This is a genomic window from Caballeronia sp. dw_19 (assembly GCF_018449515.1).
Classification (GTDB): domain Bacteria; phylum Pseudomonadota; class Gammaproteobacteria; order Burkholderiales; family Burkholderiaceae; genus Caballeronia.
In genome coordinates this window covers 51,124-73,390 of the sequence record NZ_JAAVUQ010000035.1, presented here as the reverse complement: position 1 = coordinate 73,390, position 22,267 = coordinate 51,124, and the positions used below count along the sequence as shown (strand labels likewise).

Here is a 22,267-nt window from a genome sequence, read left to right as displayed (position 1 = left end):
ATCGGGAACCTGAAGAGCAGCATAGGCAATCCGCCGGCCAACACCAGACGCATCTGTCCGAAAGGGTGAGTGCGTCGTCCGCGTTCACTATCAGCTTTCGGTGTGCGAGCGGTCGGCGATATAGCCCGACAGCGTCGTCGTGACGCTTGCGATTGCATCGGCGAAGGTAATGATGCCCATCGTCGCTACGGACATGTGGGGTGCCGCTTGCGCCGCGGTTGACACGGCTCACCTCACCTGCTGTATGCAACACATTCACGTCTCACATGATTCGAAGCGGTGCCCTGACGTCCCACGCCATCATGAATTAGTGCGATCCCGCTCCGCAGTAGAGCAGAGTGTCCGTGTCGTTATCGACGCGTCTGATGTAAATCCGGCTGCATATTAGATATCGCTTAAGATGAGCGGCCCGTTTTGATAGGCGCACTTCCTGGTTTTTCGCTCGCAGCATTCTCCCTTCCTGAGCCAATGCAAACTGTCATTACCGTTCTCGTCTTATTGCTGGTGGTCGCGGTGTCGAGCACAGCCATCCGGATCATTCCGTTCGCAGTACCGCTTCCCCTCGTCCAGATTGCGCTTGGCGCGCTGCTCGCCGCGCCCAGTCTCGGTCTGCACGTGACCTTCGTGCCCGAGGTCTTTCTGCTGCTCTTCATTCCGCCTTTGCTGTTTGCTGATGGTTGGCGCATGCCCAAGCGAGAGCTCGTTCATTATCGCGGTCCGATCCTGCTGCTTGCCCTTGGTCTGGTCTTCTTTACCGTTGCGGGTCTAGGCTATTTCATCGATTGGTTGGTTCCGGCCATCCCGTTGTCAGTTGCGTTCGCATTGGCCGCCGTGCTGTCGCCCACCGACGCCGTTGCCTTGTCTGGCATCGTGCCGCGCGGACGCATGCCGCAACAACTTAAACATATCCTCGAGGGCGAAGCGCTACTCAACGACGCATCAGGACTCGTTGCCTTCAAATTCGCCGTCGCGGCGACCCTGACCGGTGTGTTTTCATTCTGGTCGGCCTCGTCCAGTTTTTTCGTTGTCTCACTCGGGGGTGTTGTACTTGGCATCGCCATCACGTGGCCTTTCAACTGGCTGCGTCAAAGAATTGCACGACTGTCTGAGGACGACGATCCTGGCGTTCAGATCATCCTCATTACCCTCTTGCCTTTCGCCGCCTATATTCTGGCCGAGCACATCGGCGTATCGGGCATCCTGGCAGCGGTCGCCGCAGGCATGGCGATGAATTTCACGACCGACCTTGGCAGCGAAAGCATCGCAACCCGTATGCGAGGCGCGAGCGTCTGGGCAATGATTGAAATGATCTTCAACGGTTTCGTGTTCATTCTGCTAGGCCTGCAATTCCCGTCAATCATCGGCCGTGCATTGGTCGATGCGCACAATCTGCAGGACGGGGAGCTCGGTGCGCTGGTGACGAATGTGCTGGCAGTCTACGCTGCCTTGATCGGTTTGCGGATGGTCTGGGTGTGGCTGTTACGCTGGGTCTCAAGCCGCCGTATCGCCGGTCAGGGAGTGAACTCCGCCCTCCCGGGTTTTCGAATTGCCGCCATTACATCGCTTGCGGGTGTGCGCGGCGCGATCACGCTAGCCGCCGTGCTGTCCGTGCCACTGACGATGCTCGATGGCAGCCCTTTTCCTGCTCGAGACCTGATCGTTTTTATTGCGGCTGGGGTCATCATCTGTTCGCTTCTAGTCGCAACGGTCGGCCTGCCCCTGCTTCTTAGGCAGAGCAAGGACGTCGGACAGGAGCATGAAAAGCGCGAGGAAAGGGAAGCGCGTACCGCGATTGCCAACGCAGCGCTTACGGCGATCGAAATTGAATGTCAGGCGATGACGCACGACGGCGGGCGTGACGATGCAGAAGTTGTTAGCGAGATCGCCAGGCAGGTAGCGCTCGTCTATCAAAGGCCTCTCCATTCTGAAAGTGATGATCTGCTCGAGGAGGGAAGCGCACGTCGACGTGCTGAAAACGCGGCGTCAATTGCGCGGCACCTGCACGTCACCGCGCTACGTGCCGAGCGCGCGGAGCTATTCCGCAGACGGGCCTCCAACGTTATTAACGACGAGACGTTGACGCGGCTATTACGCGAAACCGACTTGGCCGAATCGGCCGTGCTGTCACGCGGCGGAAAATCGCATGCTGCAGAAAAGAAGCTGTAACGCCTTCTGTGTTCGAACGCATTGCGGCACTATCTTGGCACTTCCGTGTGCACGGCGTTTCCGTGCGTCGACCTGATCGGGATTACGTCATTGGGATCAGTCGGTTGCTACCCGAGCATGCCCACAGCGTGGCTCCTTTCGTACCTGCGGTCATCTTGTGCGTTGTCATATGGGCGTCGGTCAGCGCGGCAATCTATTGCCACCGCCCAAAAGTGAAGGAGGAAAACCGAGGCTGCGGTGGATCAGGGTAGAGAAGTAAGGGTGTGACTGCAACCGTACTGGACATCCAACTGCGGCGAGATCGTGAAAACCGAGCCTCGCTCGTGCTATTTCGATTGAGCGCGTCGACCCAGAGCGCCTTGCCGAACAATTTGAGCATCTCTACACTGAGAGGCGCCGCCATGGCAGAATCGGCCGTAAGGCCTCAAGGCGGTCATAGCCAACCGTTTAACTATGCGGGTTTCAGGGCCTGCTATGAAAGGTTTAGCCGGCAAGTTGTGGCGCATCCGAGAGGGGGTGTAGCGCACTAGAACTGGCTCAGGTCACTTGTCCCGAATGGTAGCGAAGTGTTTTCATCGTCTTGGCTGCACGAACTCACGAGTTCAAGGCGTCCGGTCTCAAGGCCTCAACGCATTGCCGCTAATCGAGGCTTCCTGATGGGGATTCTCGGGTCGCGGGAGTGCAATGGAACACGTACTCGAGGCCCAAGGCCCCGGTGTTCGGATGCAGCGTTACCATTGGCGATCAGGCCGCTTCGATGACGCCCGGGCAGACTTGAATGCGTTACAGCGCGACTGCGGGTGTTCGTTCGAATCTCCGGTAGAAGATGCGCTTGGTCACCTCTGCAGCACAAATATAGACCGCGACGATGGCCGCGATCGCGGCCAAATACTTCAATGGCACCGGCGCGAGTCCAAGCAGGCTTGCATAGGGAAAATATGGTAAAACTACTGCGGCAACAGCGACGGCGAGCGTCGCCAGGACTAGTCGTCGGCTCGGCCTGCTCGTGAAGAGCGACAGCCGGCTTCGAACGACGAGAAGAATCAGAGAGGCCGACACCACCGACTCCACGAACCAAGCAGTTCGAAACTCGTCGGTGCCGGCATGGAATAGGTAGAGCAGCACGCCGAAGGTGACGTAGTCGAAGACCGAACTGAGAATGCCGAAGGTCAACATGAACGACCGGATGAAACCGATGTCCCAGCGTTGCGGGCTTGTCAACATCTGTGAGTCCACACCATCGCTCGAGATGGTCATGGCGGGCAGGTCGGTCAGCATATTGGTCAGCAGGATCTGCTTGGGCAGCAGAGGCAGGAACGGCAGCAGCAGGGACGCGCCGGCCATGCTGAACATGTTCCCAAAGTTCGCGCTCGTCGCGATGAGGACGTACTTAAGGGTATTGGCAAAAGTGATCCGGCCCTCGCGGATGCCATCGATCAACACCTTGAGGTCCTTCTCGAGGAGAACAATGTCAGCGACCTCCTTGGCGACGTCGACGGCATCTTCGACTGAAAGCCCCACATCTGCAGCGTGCAGGGCCGACGCGTCATTGATCCCGTCCCCCATGTAGCCAACGACGTTGCCAGCCTTACGCAGAGCCCGAATGATGCGTTCCTTCTCGTTCGGCTCGACTTCAGCGAAGACGTTGACCTTGCCGACGCGGTTGAGCAGCGCTCCGTCACTCATGTTCTTCATTTCGCGCCCGGACAGCATCTGAGCATCGGCAAAGCCGATTTGTCGAGCCACCGAGGCGGCCACCAACATGTTGTCTCCGGTGATTACCTTCAGTGCGACGCCCAAGAGGCGTAGCTGTTCAATGGTTGCGGCGATGCCGGGCTTGAGCGGATCGGAAAAGAGCACGAAGCCGATGAAGCACATGCCGGTTTCGTCCGCCTTGCCAATAGTCTCCGCCGGTCCGAGTTTCTTGCGAGCCAGACCGAGCGTTCGCTGACCGTCCTTGCTGTACTCGGCGAAACGCGCGTCAATCTGGCTTCTTAGATCGGTCAGCGGCTGCTCATTGCCATTCGCATCCTCGGCGATCGTGCACACGTCGAGCACTTCTGCCAGAGCGCCCTTCGTGAGCATCAAGTTGCCTTCGGGTCCCGATACGAGGACGGTCAAGCGTTTGCGCACGAAGTCGTACGGTACTTCATCGAGCTTTTTCCAGGCTGTAATGTCGATTATGCAGTGCTTGCGAATGGCTACATCGATCGGACTGGCGAAACCGCTCTCGAACGTCGAATTCAGGTACACACAGACCAGCCCGAATGGACTGTCCTTGCCCTCAACGTCGTGCACGGCCTGCAAAGTGACTTCGCCCTCAGTCAACGTGCCTGTCTTGTCGGTGCACAGCACGTTCATGCTGCCGAAGTTCTCAATAGAAGACAGCCGCTTCACGATCACCTTTTTCTCAGCCATTCGCCTGGCACCGGCGGCAAGATTGATGCTCACGATCGCCGGCAGCATTTGCGGCGTTAGACCGACCGCCAAAGCAAGAGAGAAGAGAAAGGAGTCGAGTACCGGACGATGCAGGTAGACATTGAAAGCGAAGATGCAGATCACGAGCAGCAGCGTGATTTCCATCAGCAGATAGCCAAAGCGTCGGATTCCGCGCTCAAAGTCGGTCTCGGGGGGCCTTAGCTTGAGGCGTTCCGAAACCTTCCCGAACTCGGTGTCCTTGCCTGTGGTGACGACAAGGACGGTGGCGCTTCCGGAAATGACGTGTGTGCCGAGGAAGACGAAATTCGTTCGTTTCGCGAGCGGGGTCTCGGCAGGTAGAACAGCGACCGACTTCTCCGCGGGAAACGTTTCACCGGTCAGGGTCGCTTCGTCGGCGAAAAGATCTCGCGACTCCAGAAGCAGGCAGTCGCCCGGTGCCGTCGCCCCGGCCGAAAGAATGACAACATCGCCGGGGACGATGTCATCGAGCGCCACGTCGGTCGGCGAGCCTCCACGAAGGACCTTCGCTTTCACCTCGACGAGCGACAGCAGTTTCTCGACCGCGCCGGCGGCGCCGCGCTCTTGCCAGAAGCCGAGGAGGCCACTCGCAAGCACGATCGCAAGGATGATCACGGCATCGACGCTGTCCTTCAGCAGGATAGAGATGATCGCGGCAGCGACCAAAAGGAGGACGATCGGGCTGCTGAACTGACCAAGGATCAGCGTGAAAGTGTCGGTGCGTCTCTTTGATACCAAACGGCTGTCCGAGTAACGTTTGAACCGAATAAGCGCTTCCGCGGAAGACAATCCCTTCGCCGATGAACTCAGTCGGGCGATGGCTTCTTGCGCGGAAAGATTCCAGAAAGGTTGCATAGCAGCTCTAGCCGATCGATGAGCAGCCAGTCTACACTCCGGGGCTAGTGAACAGCGGACTGGATCCGGAGCGCAATCGGTTCCCGGCGATAGCGCGAGAGCTCGTGAACCGGGGCGTGTTGATTTGCTCCGAATGTGACTCACTGGGGATGCGGACTTAATGCAAACCAACAATAGTGCGTTCGAATTCTCCGGCCTAACACGAGTCGGATGTTATTGGCTTGCAGACCTACCGGCGGGCGCGCCGGGCTAGCTGTTCCAGCGCTTATCTTTTCGCATGCAAGAGACTCTAGCCGCGCCGTCCCGGGGACGCCTCGCGAGCACTTAGTCTCACGACGGAAAAACCGCGGGCACAGTCACATCCTACGAAAGCCCGTCGATTTTTAAAACCCTTTCAGGCGGGCGGATTTGCACAGACCGACGCGATATTGCTCTTCGCTGTTCTGTTGTGAACAGATCATTAAGCCATTGAGATTCGAGGACAGGAGCAGCTCATCCAGCGCTTGCTCACTACGCCGAGGGTTGCGCGGGGAGATTCGCGGCGTGCTTGAGGAAGCGGGCGGAACGTCGACGGGCTTGGGTGGAAGCTGAACCTCCACGTCACATAACGCAGGGCCGTGCTGCCCCGACGAGCCGACCAAGCCGAAATTGTTGGCGTGGTGCGAATCACATGCGAGTCGGGCTATTTGCCTTTACGTCAACCCGCTCGTGCACGGGCCGGGCGTGATGGGGGTATGCGAAATCGCGGGCCATCGCCGCTGCTCCTCGTCTGCGGGTCGGCAGTTTATCTATGGGCGCCGCTCAACGCTCGGGCATGTTCCGCCGCGGAATCTAGTCGGGAAATCTATACAGCCTATACTGATGAATAAGCCGTCAATGCGACCGATCGCGAGCGCTGCGGTTTAAGAGGCGCGTGAAACGACTATGCGCGAGAAGCCTACCTCGACGCAGGGATGCTGCGAGTTCGCGTCCTCATCCGCAATTAACCCCTCGCTGCACCCGACAGTCCGCCGGTCGGCAACCTTAGGCCACGATGGACTTTTCCCGCACCGCCATATCGCTTCGATTTCGATCTTTTTGTTCAGCGCTCGCTCAACCGAAAACGCCATCGCGGCGATTTGCCCACGAGCCGGCCCTGCGCGCCGAACTCTTCAGCGAAGACCAGATGGCGCAGCACGGCATCAGGCTGGCCGGGCAGCACCTGCTGAATACGCTTTCAACGGCGGACCTTTTGTTGCCCCGGCTAGCCAACAACGAAGCCACGCTGGCGAGTGCGTATGAAATCCTCACGAGGTCGTCGCTTGAGAAGCGTCGTATCACGCCGGCTGCCGAATGGCTCCTCGACAATTACTATTTGATCGCGGAGCAGATCCGAATCGCGCGCAACCACCTTCCGAAAGGCTATAGCCGCGAACTGCCACGGCTGGCTAATGGGTCGTCCAGCGGGCTGCCTCGGGTCTACGGAATTGCCCTCGAAATAATCTCGCACGGCGACGGCCGCGTGGACAATGACAACCTGGGACGTTTCATCACCGCTTACCAGAGCGTCACCCCGCTCACGCTGGGCGAATTGTGGGCTGTGCCGATCATGCTGCGCCTTGCGCTGATCGAAAACCTGCGGCGCGTGGCGAGCCGCGTGATGACTGATCTCGATGACAGGAATCTGGCTGAGCACTGGGCCGATCGGATGACCGAGACCGCGGGGCGCGACCCGAAAAGCGTGGTGCTGGCGGTCGCCGACATGGCGCGTTCAGATCCGCCGATGACCAGCTCGTTCGTGGCCGAACTGGCGCGCCGCCTGCAAGGCCAGAGCGCGGCGCTAGCCTTGCCGTTGACTTGGATTGAACAGTTGTTGTCGGAGTCGGCGCTGGGCATCGATCGGATGGTGCAGATAGAGGCGCAGCAGCAGGCCGCCGACCAGGTCTCGATCAGCAACAGCATCGGCAGCCTGCGCCTTCTGTCGGCTACCGACTGGCGTGACTTCGTCGAAAGCATGAGTATTGTCGAACAAGTGCTGCGAGATGACCCGGCCGGTATCTATCGCGAGATGGATTTCGCCACACGTGATCACTATCGTCACACGGTCGAACGCCTTGCCCGTGATAGTGCAGAGCCCGAGGAAGCAGTGGCGCGCAGCGCGATCGAACTGGCTCGGGCGGGCTCGGGTGTCGAGCGTCACGTGGGCTTCTACTTGATGCGCCGCGGATTGGTTCAGCTCGAACAGCGGGTCAGGATGCGGGTGACGGCGATGGAAAACTGCCGGCGCGTGCTGCGTCACGCCCCGCTCGAAACTTACCTAGGCCTGTCCGCGCTGCTGACGGTCCTGTTCGCCTGGCCGTTCCTCGACACTGCCCGTCACCATGACTGGCATGACTGGCAGCTTGTGTTGCTTGCGGTGCCGGCGCTATTGATGACGAGCCGCATCGCGATCGACCTGGTGAACTGGTTTGTCACGCTGACGGTGCGCCCAGACTGGCTGCCGCGCCTGGATTATGCGGAAGGCATTCCGGCGCAGGCGCGCACGATGGTCGTGATTCCGTCGCTGATCGGCAGCACGCAGGACATCGACGACTTGGCGGAGGGGCTGGAAGTGCGGTTTCTCGCCAATCGCGATCCTCATCTTCATTTTGGGCTGCTGACGGATTTTCTCGATGCGGCGTCCGAAGTGCTCGAACAGGATGCGGCCCTGACGCTGCGAGCGCGTGAAAGTATCGAGGCGTTGAACGGCAAATACCCCGACGCGCATGGCGACCGCTTTTTCCTGTTCCACCGGCCACGCCGTTGGAATGCCGCTGAAAAGCTGTGGATGGGACACGAGAGGAAGCGCGGCAAGCTCGCCGAGCTCGACGCGCTGCTGCGCGGTTCGGGACGTGAGCGCTTTGCGCTAGTCGTAGGCAACATCGTGGCGCTGCCGCGAGTGCGCTACGTGATCACGCTCGATACCGATACCCAGCTTCCGCGCGACGCCGCCCGGCAATTCGTCGGTACGATCGCGCATCCGCTGAATGCCGCCGTCTACGATTCCAAAAGGCAATGTGTCACCTCGGGCCACGCGATCCTGCAGCCACGAGTGGGCATCAGCCTTCCGAGCACGGCGCGCTCGACGTATGCGCAGCTACTTGGCGGCGATGCCGGCATCGATCCCTACACGCGCGCCGTCTCCGATGTCTATCAGGACCTGTTTCACGAGGGCTCTTTTATCGGCAAGGGCATCTATGAAATCGATACCTTTGAGCGGTCGATGGAAGGCCGGTTCGCGGACAATAGCATCCTGAGCCATGACCTGATCGAGGGCTGCTATGCCCGGGCGGGGTTGCTCTCCGACGTCCATCTCTACGAGGAATATCCGGCCCGCTACAGCGCCGACGTGAATCGCCGGCATCGCTGGATTCGCGGTGACTGGCAGTTGCTGCCGTGGATCTTTCCCTGGGCGCCGACGCAACATGGCGGCATCGCGCGCAATCCGCTCTCTGTGCTGTCGCGCTGGAAATTGTTCGACAACCTGCGCCGCAGCCTGGCACCCGCGGCATGGCTCACCATGTTGCTTGTCGGCTGGTTCGGCGGGTTGCCGCCGATCGCCTGGACGCTGGCCGTGCTCGCGCTGGCCTTCACGCTTCCCCTGCTCGCGACCCTGATCGAGCTGCTCCAGAAACCGCACGACATGCCGCTGCGGCGCCACTTCGCGTTGAGCCTGCAGTCGTCGGGCCGCCATCTGAGCCGCGCATTGCTGGCGCTGGCGTGGCTGCCGCACGAAACGCTCTACAGCGTGGACGCGATCATGCGCACGCTGTGGCGCATGGGAATCAGCAGGCGCAGGCTGCTGCAGTGGAAACCATCGCGCGAGGTGGAGCTCATCGCAACGAACGATATCGGCGCGCTTTACCGGCTGATGTGGATCGGCCCGCTGCTGGCACTCGGATTGGCCGCGTTCCTGCTCCCGACTCCAGCGACGCTCATTCCGGCCGCTGCGTTCATCGCGTTATGGATGGCGTCGCCGGCGATCGCATGGTGGATCAGCCAGCCGCCCGCGCGGACTTCGGCGGCGCTCGCCGCCGACGAAACACGCTTCCTGCATGCGCTAGCGCGCCGGACATGGGCATTCTTCGACCAATACGTCGGGCCCGATGACCATTGGCTGCCGCCGGACAACATCCAGGAGCAGCAAGGCCCCGTCGTCGCGGCGATTGCGCATCGCACCTCGCCGACCAACATGGGCATGGCCTTGCTCGCGCATCTGGCAGCCTTCGATTTCGGTTATCTGAGCGCGGCACGGATGCTCACGCGCATGGGTGCCACCCTCGAGACGATGGACATGCTCGAGCGCCATCGCAATCATTTCTTCAACTGGTACGACACAGAGACGCTGCAGACGCTGTCGCCGCGGTATGTGTCGACGGTCGATAGCGGCAACCTGGCCGGCCACCTGATGACGCTGCGCCGTGGCCTGATCGATCTGGCGGACGAGCGGGTGTTCGATGCGCGCATCTTCCCGGGACTCGCCGATACGCTCGACGTTTTCCGCGATGCAGCGCTCGCCGCCGGGTTCGATCGCGCCGACTTCGAGCCGATGCAGACGACGCTGGAAACCGAATCAGCCGTGCCACTCCAGACCTGCTCCAGCGCGCTGGCAACGATGCTTCGGCTGCTCGCCGCGGCTGCGCCGCTCGCGAAGCGCATCCATGGGTCGGCGGATAGCGACATCGCGTTCTGGTCACGCGCACTGATGGCCCAATGCCACGACATCGTGGATGAGCTCAGCCGTTTCGATCTGCCGCCACCCACCGGTGCGGACCCTGGCATACCCACCTGGCGCCAGCTCGCGCAACTCGATGCCGGCCTGTGGCCCGAGCCCGCGCAAGCACGAGTCGCCAAGGTGCGCGGCCTCGCGCTGGAACGCATCGCGACGATCACCCGGCTAGCGCAACTTGCCGGCGACCTCGCGACGATGGATTTCGGATTTCTCTATGATCGTCGTCGCGATTTGCTCGCCATCGGCTACAACGTCGACGAGCGGCGCACCGACGCGGGCTTCTATGACTTGCTGGCCTCCGAGGCGCGGCTCACGAACTTCGTGGCGATCGCGCAGGGCCAGTTGCCACAGGAAAGCTGGTTCACGCTGGGGCGGTTGCTGACGAGCACGGGCGGCGTGCCGGTCCTGCTGTCGTGGACGGGATCGATGTTCGAATACCTGATGCCGATGCTCGTCATGCCCAGCTACGAAGGCACGCTGCTCGACCAGACCTGCCGCGCGGCAGTGGCGCGACAGATTGAATACGGCCACCAGCTCGGCTTGCCGTGGGGCATATCCGAGTCGGGCTACAACGTGCTCGACGGGCAGTTCAATTACCAGTACCGGGCCTTCGGTGTGCCGGGGCTTGGGCTCAAGCGCGGACTCGGCGAGGACATCGTGGTCGCGCCCTATGCATCGGCGCTCGCCCTGATGGTGGCACCGGAAGCGGCGTGCCGCAACCTGCAGCGGCTGACGGCGGCGGGCGCAGCAGGCCGCTACGGCATGTACGAGGCGATCGACCATACCCAGGCACGCGTGCCGCGCGGCCAGAGTTCGGTCGTGATCCGGTCGTTCATGGCGCATCACCAGGGCATGAGTCTCCTGTCGCTCGCAAGTGTCCTGCTCGGGCAGCCGATGCAGCGCCGCTTCGAGTCGGATCCGCAGTTCAAGGCGACCACGCTGCTGCTGCAGGAACGCATCCCGAAGACAGCGACCGAATACCTGCCCACGCCCGGCCTGCCCGACGTCGACACGGCTGCGCTCGTCGCGGAAACCAAGCTGCGCATTTTCACCGATCCCGACCGGCTGCGGCCTTCGGTGCAACTGCTCTCCAACGGTCATTACCATGTGATGGTCAGCAGCGCGGGCGGCGGCTACAGCCGTTGCGGTGAATTCTCAGTCAACCGCTGGCGCGAGGACATCACCTCCGACAACTGGGGAATGTTCTGCTACCTGCGCGACGTCGCGAGCGGTGAGTTTTGGTCGAGCGGGCACCAGCCAACCTTGAAGCATGCCGAGTTATACGAAGCAATCTTTTCCGACGCCCGGGCGGAGTTCCGCGTGCGTGAACGCGACTTCGACGCCCACACCGAGATCGTCGTGTCGCCGGAGGATGACATCGAGTTGCGGCGTCTTCATATCACCAACCGCGCGCGCATCCGCCGAACCATCGAGTTGACCAGCTACACCGAGGTCGTGCTTGCACCCGCTGTTGCCGACGCGATGCATCCCGCCTTCAGCAACCTGTTCGTCCAGACGGAACTGGTAGAGCCGCTGCAGGCCATCCTTTGCACCCGGCGAGCCCGGTCGGCCAAGGAAGCGGTGCCATGGATGTGCCATCTGCTGGCGGCGCATGGCGTGGATATCGATGCCATCTCCTACGAGACCGATCGCGCGCGCTTCATCGGACGAGGGCGCAGCGTCGAGCATCCCGCCGTGATGGAAGACGGCTCCGCCACCCAGGGGCGGCTCTCGAACAGCGCCGGGTCGGTGCTCGATCCGATCGTCTCGATTCGCTGCCGGATCACGCTGGATCCTGGCCAGCGCGCCACCATCGACTTCGTCACGGGGATCAGCGACAGCCGCGAAGGCTGCCTGCAGTTGATCAACAAGTACCGCGACCGGAATCTCGCCGACCGCGTATTCGACCTGGCGTGGACCCATAGCCAGGTGTCGCTGCGCCAGATGAACGCGACGCTTTCCGACGCGCGTCTCTACGAACAGATGGCGGCGGCGATCATCTACGCGAACGCGTCGCTGCGGGCCGAGCCGAGCGTGCTGAGCGCGAACCGGCGCAATCAGTCGGGCCTGTGGGGCCAGTCGATTTCGGGTGACTTGCCGATCGTGCTGCTTCAGATCACAGACATGGCCAACATCGAGCTCGTGCGTCAGATGGTGCAGGCGCACGCCTACTGGCGTCTGAAGGGACTGGCCGTCGACCTGGTGATCTGGAACGAGGACCATGCGGGCTACCGGCAGCATCTGCAGGACCTGATCATGGGCCTGATCGCATCCGGCATGGAAGCGAGCCTGATCGAACGGCCGGGCGGTATCTTCGTGCGGCCGGCCCAGCAATTGTCGCGCGAAGACCGCGAACTGATGCAGGCGGTGGCGCGGATCATCGTGGTCGATACGCGCGGCAGCCTCGCCGAGCAGGTTCAGCGCCGGCGGCCTGAACCTGCTCAAGTCCTGTTCGAGCCGACTCGCGTACCGGTTGCCGTTGATTCAAAGGGGCGCCAGGCTCCACGAAACGAACTGATCCTGCGCAACCCCTACGGCGGTTTCACCGCGGATGGAACCGAGTACGTGATGACGCTGCGGCCTGACGAGCCCACCCCGGCGCCGTGGGTGAACGTGCTCGCCAATCCAGGCTTCGGCACCGTTGTTTCCGAAAGCGGCGGCGCCTACACGTGGAGCGAGAACGCGCACGAATTCCGCCTGACGCCATGGGCCAACGATCCGGTCGGCGACACGAGCGGCGAAGCCCTCTACCTGCGTGACGAGGAGACTGGCCATTACTGGTCGCCCACGCCGTTGCCGCTTCGCAGCAAGACGCCCTACGTCGCTCGCCACGGCTTCGGCTACAGCGTATTCGAGCATCGCGAAGACGGCATTTGCTCTGAACTCTGGGTATACGTCGCGCTGCATGCGCCGATCAAGTTCTCAGTGCTGAAGATCCGCAACGAATCGGGCCGGCCGCGCAAGCTTTCCGCAACGAGTTACGTGGAATGGGCCCTCGGAGATCTACGCGAGAAGTCGGCGATGCACGTGGTCACCGAGGCCGACCCGCACATCGGAGCACTATTCGCCCGCAACGACTATTCGATGGAGTTCGCCGGCCGCGTGGCGTTCCTCGATGTCGATGTCGGCGTCGAAGAAACAGTCACGAGCTTCACCGGCGATCGCGGTGAATTCCTCGGCCGCAACGGCAGCCTGCGGGTGCCGGCCGCCATGCGGCAGGCGCGGCTGTCGGGACGTGTCGGGGCGGGGCTTGATCCGTGCGCGGCGCTCAAGGCGGACTTCGACCTGCCCGATGGAGACACTCGCGAGATCGTATTCCGGCTCGGTGCGGCGCGCGATTCCGAAGCCACGACGAGCCTCAGTAGGCAGTTTCGCGGTGCGGGCGCGGCCGCCGAAGCGCTCGACGCCGTTCGCGAGTACTGGCGTGGCACCCTCGGGCGCGTGCAGGTGAATACACCGGAGCCGGCCGTCGATGTGCTCGTGAACGGATGGCTGATGTACCAGGTCATCGCGTGCCGCTTCTGGGCGCGCAGCGGCTATTACCAGTCAGGCGGCGCAATCGGATTTCGCGACCAGTTGCAGGATTGCATGTCAATGATCCACGCCACCCCGCATCTGGCGCGCGAACATCTGCTGCTGTGCGCCGCGCATCAATTCCCCGAGGGCGATGTGCTGCACTGGTGGCATCCGCCGCTTGGCCGGGGCGTGCGCACCGAATGCTCGGACGACTACCTGTGGCTCGCGGTGGCGACCAGCCGCTACGTACGGATCACTGGTGACCTGGGCGTGCTGGATGAGCGCATCGGATATATCGAGGGCCGGCCGGTCAATCAGGGCGAGGACTCCTACTATGACCTGCCGGTCCGCTCTGCGCTGGTCGAGACTCTCTACGAGCATTGCAAGCGGGCCATTGAACATGGATTGACACGCGGAGCCCACGGCCTGCCGCTGATCGGTTGCGGCGACTGGAACGACGGCATGAACCGCGTCGGGGAACAGGGTCGGGGAGAAAGCGTGTGGCTCGGTTTCTTTTTATACGACGTCCTGCTCAAATTCGCCGAAACGGCCCGCGCGCATGATGACGTAGCCTTCGCCCGCCACTGCGGGAGCTGGGCCATCGAGCTGCAAGGCAATCTCGAAGCGCATGGCTGGGATGGCGAATGGTACCGGCGCGCCTATTTCGACGACGGCACGCCACTGGGATCGGCCGGCAACGATGAGTGCCGGATCGACTCCATCGCGCAAAGCTGGTCGGTGTTGTCGGGCGCCGGTTCCGATGAGCGGCAGCGCGAAGCCATGGCATCGCTCGATCGATACCTCGTGAAGCGCGATGCCGGACTGATTCAACTGCTCGATCCGCCCTTCGATAAATCCGCGCTCGATCCCGGCTATATCAAGGGCTATGTGCCGGGTGTACGGGAAAACGGTGGCCAGTACACGCATGCGGCCATCTGGGCGACGATGGCCTTCGCGGCCTTAGGCGATGGCGAGCGCGCCTGGGAACTGCTGCGAATGATCAATCCGGTGAACCATGGGAACAGCGCGGCATCGATCGAGCGATACAAAGTCGAACCCTATGTCATGACCGCCGACGTTTATGGCGTCAGCCCGCATGCGGGCAGGGGAGGATGGAGTTGGTACACGGGGTCAGCGGGCTGGATGTACAGGCTGCTCGTGGAGTCGCTACTTGGCCTGCAGGTCGAGGGCGATCGCTTGACGGTCGTACCGCTGCTGCCGGCCGACTGGGACTCCTTCGAATTGCGCTATTGCCATGGCAGCGCCGTCTATCGCTTGGGTATCACGCGCTCGACCGACAATTCATCGCAAATCATGGTTCTTGACGGCGTGCCACATCCGAGCGGCGAGGTTCTGCTGGTCGACGATGGACGCGAGCATACCGTCCATATATGGTTGCCGAGCGATGCGACCGTGGTTTCATTGACCGGTGTATGAATGATGCGCTCCGTATGGACCTGGTTGGTGCATGGCAGGTTCGGTTTCTACCCGTGCCGAGGAAGAGTTGGGGCGGAACGTTCGCCATGTGCGGCACTAACAGAGGAAAACGATGGATCTTCGTACGGTAAAGGAAATAGCGAGACTGAGGGCCCAGTCGCCCGTGTTTTTTCGGGCGGCCCGGATCACCCTGACCATCCATTCCGATCTCGAGGCAGTCGGTCTGACCGCGGCGGTGGCGGAAGCGCTGACAAAGGCGAGCATTAGCTGCAGCGTCGTGGCTGCTGCGTTTCACGATCACATCTTTGTGCAGATCGAGCGCGCGGCCGATGCGCTTACCCGGCTTGCCGGACTTCAGGCGCAGGCTGTGCGCGACGCGACGCTCTGACTCCTCGACTTTCACTCACCCCGAGTTATTCGGTGTGGAAGCGGACGCTGTCTCCGCCATTTGAAGGTTAGAAACCCCGTAGAATCAACGTTCTACGGGGTTTTTGCTTTGTGCGCCCAGCATGGGCGCAATCTTGGAGGTGTAAGTCCTCCCGTGAGTTGACCACAGCGAACGAAGCGAAGCGCAACTGCGTGAGGGTGACCGAACGTGGGGAGGAAGCGTGGAGCGAAACCGCGAGCCGATGGACAAGAACCGGATAGAAGGCAGTGCCGATCAGGGCGAGCAGGCAAAGAACTGCGAAGCTCTCGTGGTCAAGGATCAGGTGCTGTAAATCCGGCGGTTGTGCGGTGAAGGATTGCGTTCTTACCTGGGGAGATCTCGCCTCATGCCTGAAAGGGCGACGGCGTCGAGTCGGAGCGAGAAGTCAGCAGAGGCCATAGTGTGCGCTGGGCAGCGCGTTGTTCCGGAGGGTTGAAGTCCCTCTGGCGCCCGGATGAGGGGCGCCATATCCGAAAGCGGGGGTAATGCCTCGCTGGCCGGAGGGAGGTGGGAAGGTATGGAGAAGTCTAACTGGGCACGAAGGCGAAAGCCGGAAACGGACAAGACGGACCTGAAGCCATCATCTCGCAGTACTCCGGAGGGCAGGGTGTCCGCCGTGAGGCGGAATCCGAAGGGCATGAGGAGAAGTACCGGGCCGTAGTCGATGGGGGCTGCCCCGATGACGAACCGGTCGGCCAAAGGTGGGGCAAGGTCGAGCCCGCACTATGGGGGCGAAGGCGTTCTCATTCACCCACCGCACCAAGGTGTTTGCGGACGGCACGGTACGGAAGAACAGCGTGTGACCCCAGGAGAACTGGCACAGTCCGCGGGTGGCACCGCGGGAAGTGAGCCTATAAGCGAGGAGCGAAGTGGCGAGCGGTGCTGTGCCAGTAGTCGGACGGCTGAGTAGTACCTGAGGCGTGGCCAAAACCACGTGACCGAGCGATCGGCGACAGAAGTGGGTCGGGGAAGGCAGCCGGCGAAGATGATTGGGAAGAACCCGGACGACAGTGAGTAAGGACACGGAGGAGGATCAGTTCCATGAGCGAAATACCCGTACATCCGCGCCCGAGGAGACTGTCTGACTGGATCAACCCGATGGAAGCAAGGAAGGTCCACTCATTAATTGACAAGGTTTATCAACGGAAGAATCTGGAAGTCGCCTGGGAGCGAGTCCGGGCCAACCGGGGCAGTGGCGGTGTCGATGGAATCAGCGTGGCAGACTTTGCCGAACAGGCGGACCAGCATCTGGACCGTCTGCAGGCAGAACTGCGTGCGCGGACCTATCAGCCGCAACCGGTTCGGCAGGTCTCGATCCCGAAAGTCGGCAAACCGGGGGAGTTCCGCAAGCTCGGCATACCGTCGATTTATGATCGCGTATGTCAGCAGGCGCTTCTCAACCGGCTGGAGCCGATCTTCGAACCGATATTCGATGAAGCCAACTTTGGGTATCGGCGAGGGCGATCGACACACGACGCTTTGCGCAAGATCTGGAAGGAGATCGAGGGCGGCAGGGAATGGATTGTTGATGCTGATCTGAAGGACTTCTTTGGATCAGTTGACCATGACAAACTTCTGTCGCTCATTGCCCAGCGCATCGCTGACGGTCGGGTATTAGGCCTGATCAAGGCGATGCTCAAAGCCGGCAGTTTCGGCAAGGGTCGTCTCTTTCCGAGCGAGCGCGGAACGCCGCAAGGTGGGGTCGCTTCACCGCTGCTCAGCAATATCCTCCTGACGCCGTTTGATCGGGAGATGCGGCGCAAGGGCTACCAGCTTACCCGTTACGCGGATGACTGGGTGATCACCTGTTCATCCCAGGCAGAAGCGCGCGCTGCCATCGCGGCGGCGACGAAGATTCTGAGCGCACTGGGTGTGCAACTCCATCCGCAGAAGACGCGGATCGTGCATGTCCGGTTTGGATTCGAGTTTCTCGGCTACAAGATCAAGCGTGGGCGGCAGTTATCGCTGCCCGCAGCCAAAATCCGCAGTGGCGCCCGGTCGGGTGCGCTGTACGCGTACCCCCGGGAGAAGTCGGTCCAGCGCTTCATGGATCAGGTGCGTCGTCTTACAAAGCGATGCGTGCCGCTTCGAACGCGGGAGCTGATTGGACGGCTCAATCCCATCCTGCGGGGCTGGGGGCACTACTACAAGCGCTCCCACGTCCGGCGAATCTTCAACCGGCTCAACCGATGGATCGTGCGGCGAATCTGGTCGCATCGATTCAAGCGCTGGCGCAACATGGGCTGGAAGGTCTTGCCCGAGGCGCGGCTGTATGGCGAGTTCGGGTTGGTCAATCTTGTGCAACTGATACCTTCTATTGCGTCTCAGCATGCTGCATCTTCGTGAAAGCTGCATGCCGGAAAACGGCACGTGCAGTTTGAGCGGCGGACGGAGGCCAGCGCGTCAGCGCGCCTCCTCCGACCCAACACAGCGGCAACGTTGGAAGGCCCAAACGGAGAGGAGCGGCGAGTAAGCCGGAGAACTCGACATGGGAGCGCAGCAGAAAACGCAACGCGTCCTTGGCGACGGAAGTCTGGGTGAAGCCCGGAGGACTGCCGCCCGAGGGGCTGAACCTATGGCGGCGAACCCCGAACCTGAAAGCCCGTCGGCTTGTGACCGACTGATGGAGGAAGTCTGCGAGCGGGGAAACCTGCGACAGGCGTTGAAACGTGTGAAGGCGAACAAGGGCGCGCCGGGCGTGGACGGCATGACGGTTCAGGCACTACCGGCGTACCTGCGTGAGCATTGGCCGTCGATAAGGGACACGCTGCTCAACAGCACGTACAAGCCCCAACCGGTGAGACGGGTCGAGATACCCAAGCCTGATGGCGGTGGCGTGCGCAAGCTCGGCATTCCTTCTGCGCTTGATCGATTCGTCCAGCAGGCGGTCTTGCAGGTGTTGCAAAGGCAGTGGGACCCGACGTTCTCGGATGCCAGTTACGGTTTCCGTCCGGGACGCTCGGCACATCAGGCAGTGGAGCGCGCGCAAGGCTACATTCAGGCGGGACATCGCTGGGTTGTAGACCTGGACCTCGAACAATTCTTCGATCTCTCATAGCAATGCCCTCTGGTTCATGAAGTGCGTTCGAAGAAGTCCGGCTGTTCGCTAACGACCTTGATGCGCAAGCCTTTGCATCGACCGCGGCGGACCAGCACCGCGTCGAGTTCGCCGCGCTTTACACGCTGCAACACAGTTTGACGGGAAACACCGAGTCGCTGCGTTGCGACCTGCATAGCGACGTATCCATCAGGAGTGCTATCAACAAAGATACGACGCAATGCTTCTGTTATCCGAATGCGCCAGGGCGCACCGGGCGTGGGATGCTCGCCGGCGATGAAGCCGTCATTGACCCAGCGATGGAGTGTCGACGATGCCGTGCCCAGCACGCGGGCGGCCTGGCGGACGCTGAGCAGTTCTCCATCGGGCCGCTCGGCGGGTGGTTCGAAACAGGGGATCTTCCAGTGACGGCGCAGGTTACCCACGAGATTCTGGTTGAAGCGCATCCCCTGTGCACTCAGCCGACCCTGCGCATTGAGGATGCCCGCAATGGTGGCGTCGGGATAGTGCTGCGCGAGCCGACGGACCAGCGCAAGGGTCTCTTCGTCGGTGCGGATGGTGGCGGGCCGCGAGCGGGGGAGCTCCACATCGCATTCGGTGAGCTTGCCGCCTCGCCAGCGCAGTTTAAGATGCGCCTGGTATTGTTCGCGATGAACGGTAACCGTCACTTCCTCAAGCAGGGCGCGCAGCAACTGCTTTCTGTCACGCACGGCGAGGTTCGGCGCATACCACAGTAGCTGAATATCTTTGCCGAGTGCCAGGAGGCTTTGGCGTTCCTGAACGCTCAACGTTCGAGGGCGGAGCTGCTCGCGCCGCTCCAACTCATGTTGTGCCTGCTCGAGGTCGTGCAGACGTTTCTCCCATTGGGCTTCGAGCCCGCGTGCCACCAGGCGATTCTCGGGGTCGACGGCATGGTATCGGCGCTCGGCCCGCTGCGCTTCATAGCGCGCGCGTTCCACAGCCAGTCGCCACTGCACAAGCGCGGCGTCATGATCGGCTTCGAGAAGCTCTGCGGCCCGCACAGCAGCTTGCAGACCGGCAGGCTCGACGGCACGCAGGAAGGATTCAGCGGCAGCTTTGTCGATCTGCAGGCCACCGACATTCAGGCAATAGACGCCACGGCCATTCACAACACCTTTATTTGCACAATGGTATTCCGGCGTCTCGTTCATGCCGCGGTAGTGGGTTCTGAGTCGCCGGCCACAGTGACCGCAGATCGCCAGACCCTGAAGCAAGGCTGTGCCCTCTCTCACGGCCCCTCCGGCGTGATGCGGCGTGGGTTTGATATTGCCACCCAGGCGAACCTGATTGGCTTCATAAGTTGCCCAGTCGATATAGCCTTCATGATGGTCCTTGATGAGCACGGCCCACTGCGACTGCGGCAGCCGACGCACGCGCGTCTTCAGTCTCCCCTGCGGGTCGATGTATCGCTCCTGCCGGCTCCTGCCGTAGCAATAGGCACCAGCATAAACCGGATTGGCGAGCACGCTATGGATCGCATGATACGTCGGCGCGATCCAGCGGATCTGGTCGCTGTGATGCATCTGCAGGGGGAACGAGAGGTTCTCCGAGCGAAACCACAGCCAGACGCGGCGGGCTGAGCCGAATTCACTGAAACGGGCGAATACGGCGCGTATTGCACCGACCACAGCTTCGTCGGGATGCAGTCTCACCTCGCCGTCGGCCTCGCCCCATACCAGCCCGGTTGGCAGCCCGCGGCGCAGTTCACCGCGGGCTGCCTTGTTGCGAATGCCGCCATCCAGACGGGCGCGCAGGATGTGCAGTTCGGCTTCACTCATGGTGCCCTTCAAGCCGAGCAATAGCCGATCGTTAAAAAACGCCGGGTTATATACGCCATCGGCATCGCCGATGAGCGTATCGGTCATGCTGCACAGATCGAGCAGACGGTACCAGTCGCAGTTGTTGCGCGCCAGACGCGAGACTTCGAGTCCGAGAATGATTCCAACGTGCCCCAGTGCTACCTCGGCGGTCATGCGCGCAAAGCCGCCACGATTCGCGACACTGGCGCCCGAGAGGCCCAGATCCTCGTCGACCACACTGACCTGCTGTTCGTGCCAGCCGAGGCTGAGCGCACGTTGAGCAAGCGCGTACTGGCGCTGTGTCGATTCGCGGTTGTGCTCAACCTGACTGGCGCTGGACTGGCGGATGTAAACGACCGCGGTACGCTGCAGATGGCTCACGGCTATCTTGTGGGATGCATCACTCATCGTTGTACTCCAGTTCGTTTGGACGACTTACGATTTCGACCTTTGCGATCGCCTGCGCGAGCCGATCGATCATCGTTTCGCGTGTCGCTTCGTCGAGTTGCTCCCATAGACTGTCGTCGTGCGGCAGATCCTCGAAGGCCAGGTTCAGTTGCATCGTTGCTCTCCTGTTCCGTTTGGCGCAATAAAGCGTCAATGATGACGCGAGCGTGGAGCAGGTCGGCGAGTGAACCCAGCACGTCGGATGCCGGGGCGGTCCCCACGACATCGGTAATGGAATCGGTCCAGTCGACAGGAATCAGTCCGCGTGACTGGTCTGGAAGAAGCAGCAGGAGATGTGGTCGACCAGCGCGTTGCCGCCGGCTGATGACCTGCAGGCGCAGGCCTTCGAATGGATGGCCTGCTCGTGTGATGACGACCGATTCAGGAACGTCTTGGGATGGGGTAGTCTGTCGTGGTTTCCTTTGACACCGTGCGGCATCACCTGCTGCTCGACAAGGTGGCGAGGCGGATCAATGATCGGGATGTCATGCATCTGCTAAAGCTGATGCTGACAGCATCGGGCAAACAAGGCGTTCCGCAGGGCGGGGTGATTTCACCGCTACTCAGCAATATCTACCTCACAGAGGTGGATCAAATGCTGGAGCGCGCGAAAGAAACAACGCGCAATGGGAAGTACACCTACGTTGAGTATGCCCGTTTTGCTGACGATCTTGTCGTGCTTATCTATGCTTATCCGCGTCATGCGTGGTTGCTCGGGGCCGTAACCCGACGCCTTCGGGAAGAATTTGCCAAACTGCAGGTCGAAATCAATGAAGAGAAGAGCCGCACCGTGAATCTGGCGTGTGGAGAGGGCTTCGGCTTTCTGGGGTTCGACTTCCGTCGCGTCCGAAGCATCCGGAACAAGGTATGGCGACCGCAGTACACGCCAAAGCTGAAGAAGCGAACGGCGTTACTGCGAAAGCTCAAGGATGTATTCAGGCGATATAGGTCACAGCCGGTGGGCCGGGTTGTCGAACTGATCAACCCGGTACTACGTGGTTGGGTGAACTACTTCGCTATTGGAAATTCCAGTGAGTGCTTCAGCTTCGTGAAAGACTGGGTGGAAAAGAAGATCAGGCGCCACATGCAGCGATCCCGGCAGCAACATGGCTTCGGCTGGAAGATGTGGAGTAAGCGGTGGTTGTATGGCGAACTGAGGCTATTCAATGGCTACAAGGTTCGCTACCAGACAGCGTCGAAAGCGTCGAAAGCATGATAGGTCCCGTAAACGTTGACATGAAGCAAACAGGAGAGCGTAGTGCCGGAGTGTGTCACGAACATGAGCGCGAGCTCGTGGAGCTATACCAAAGATGGGAGAAGGCCTCCCGAAGCCG

The 22,267-nt window shown here is 61.2% G+C and carries 8 protein-coding genes and 1 pseudogene; 6 read left to right on the top strand and 3 right to left on the bottom strand.

What is annotated here, in order from left to right:
* Nucleotides 1-468: 468 nt before the first annotated feature.
* Nucleotides 469-2,166, top strand: coding sequence for a Na+/H+ antiporter (locus tag HB376_RS32115; protein ID WP_213767692.1), 1,698 nt, complete (start codon nt 469-471; stop codon nt 2,164-2,166).
* A gap of 783 nt (nt 2,167-2,949) precedes the next feature.
* Here HB376_RS32115 and mgtA read toward each other — a convergent pair.
* A complete protein-coding gene (mgtA, locus tag HB376_RS32110; RefSeq protein WP_213767691.1) occupies nt 2,950-5,478 on the bottom strand; it encodes a magnesium-translocating P-type ATPase in 2,529 nt (842 codons plus the stop codon).
* Between the two features lie 1,165 nt (nt 5,479-6,643).
* Here mgtA and HB376_RS32105 point away from each other — a divergent pair.
* From HB376_RS32105 to HB376_RS32085, 4 genes and pseudogenes are all read left to right on the top strand, one after another.
* Complete coding sequence (locus tag HB376_RS32105) at nt 6,644-15,181, top strand: glucoamylase family protein (RefSeq protein ID WP_213767690.1); 8,538 nt, start codon at nt 6,644-6,646, stop codon at nt 15,179-15,181.
* Between the two features lie 160 nt (nt 15,182-15,341).
* A pseudogene (locus HB376_RS32100) lies at nt 15,342-15,569 on the top strand (ACT domain-containing protein); the annotation flags it as partial.
* A gap of 1,080 nt (nt 15,570-16,649) precedes the next feature.
* A complete protein-coding gene (gene ltrA, locus HB376_RS32090; RefSeq protein WP_213767689.1) occupies nt 16,650-17,954 on the top strand; it encodes a group II intron reverse transcriptase/maturase in 1,305 nt (434 codons plus the stop codon).
* A 229-nt stretch (nt 17,955-18,183) separates the two neighbouring features.
* Nucleotides 18,184-18,666 carry a reverse transcriptase domain-containing protein gene (locus tag HB376_RS32085; protein ID WP_255631672.1) on the top strand — a complete coding sequence of 161 codons (483 nt, stop codon included), beginning with the start codon at nt 18,184-18,186 and terminating at the stop codon, nt 18,664-18,666.
* Between the two features lie 14 nt (nt 18,667-18,680).
* Here HB376_RS32085 and HB376_RS32080 read toward each other — a convergent pair whose 3' ends face one another.
* Nucleotides 18,681-20,894, bottom strand: a complete 2,214-nt coding sequence (locus HB376_RS32080; protein ID WP_213767687.1) for a recombinase family protein — start codon at nt 20,892-20,894, stop codon at nt 18,681-18,683.
* Nucleotides 20,887-21,048: a hypothetical protein gene (locus HB376_RS32075; RefSeq protein WP_213767686.1), complete on the bottom strand. Its 162-nt coding sequence runs from the start codon at nt 21,046-21,048 to the stop codon at nt 20,887-20,889. The genes HB376_RS32080 and HB376_RS32075 overlap by 8 nt, the downstream gene beginning before the upstream one ends.
* A 297-nt stretch (nt 21,049-21,345) precedes the next feature.
* Between HB376_RS32075 and HB376_RS41830 the strand changes: the two genes are divergently transcribed.
* On the top strand, nt 21,346-22,149 hold the full coding sequence (locus tag HB376_RS41830; protein ID WP_346730619.1) for a group II intron maturase-specific domain-containing protein: 804 nt from the start codon (nt 21,346-21,348) through the stop codon (nt 22,147-22,149).
* The last annotated feature ends 118 nt before the right edge of the window (nt 22,150-22,267 follow it).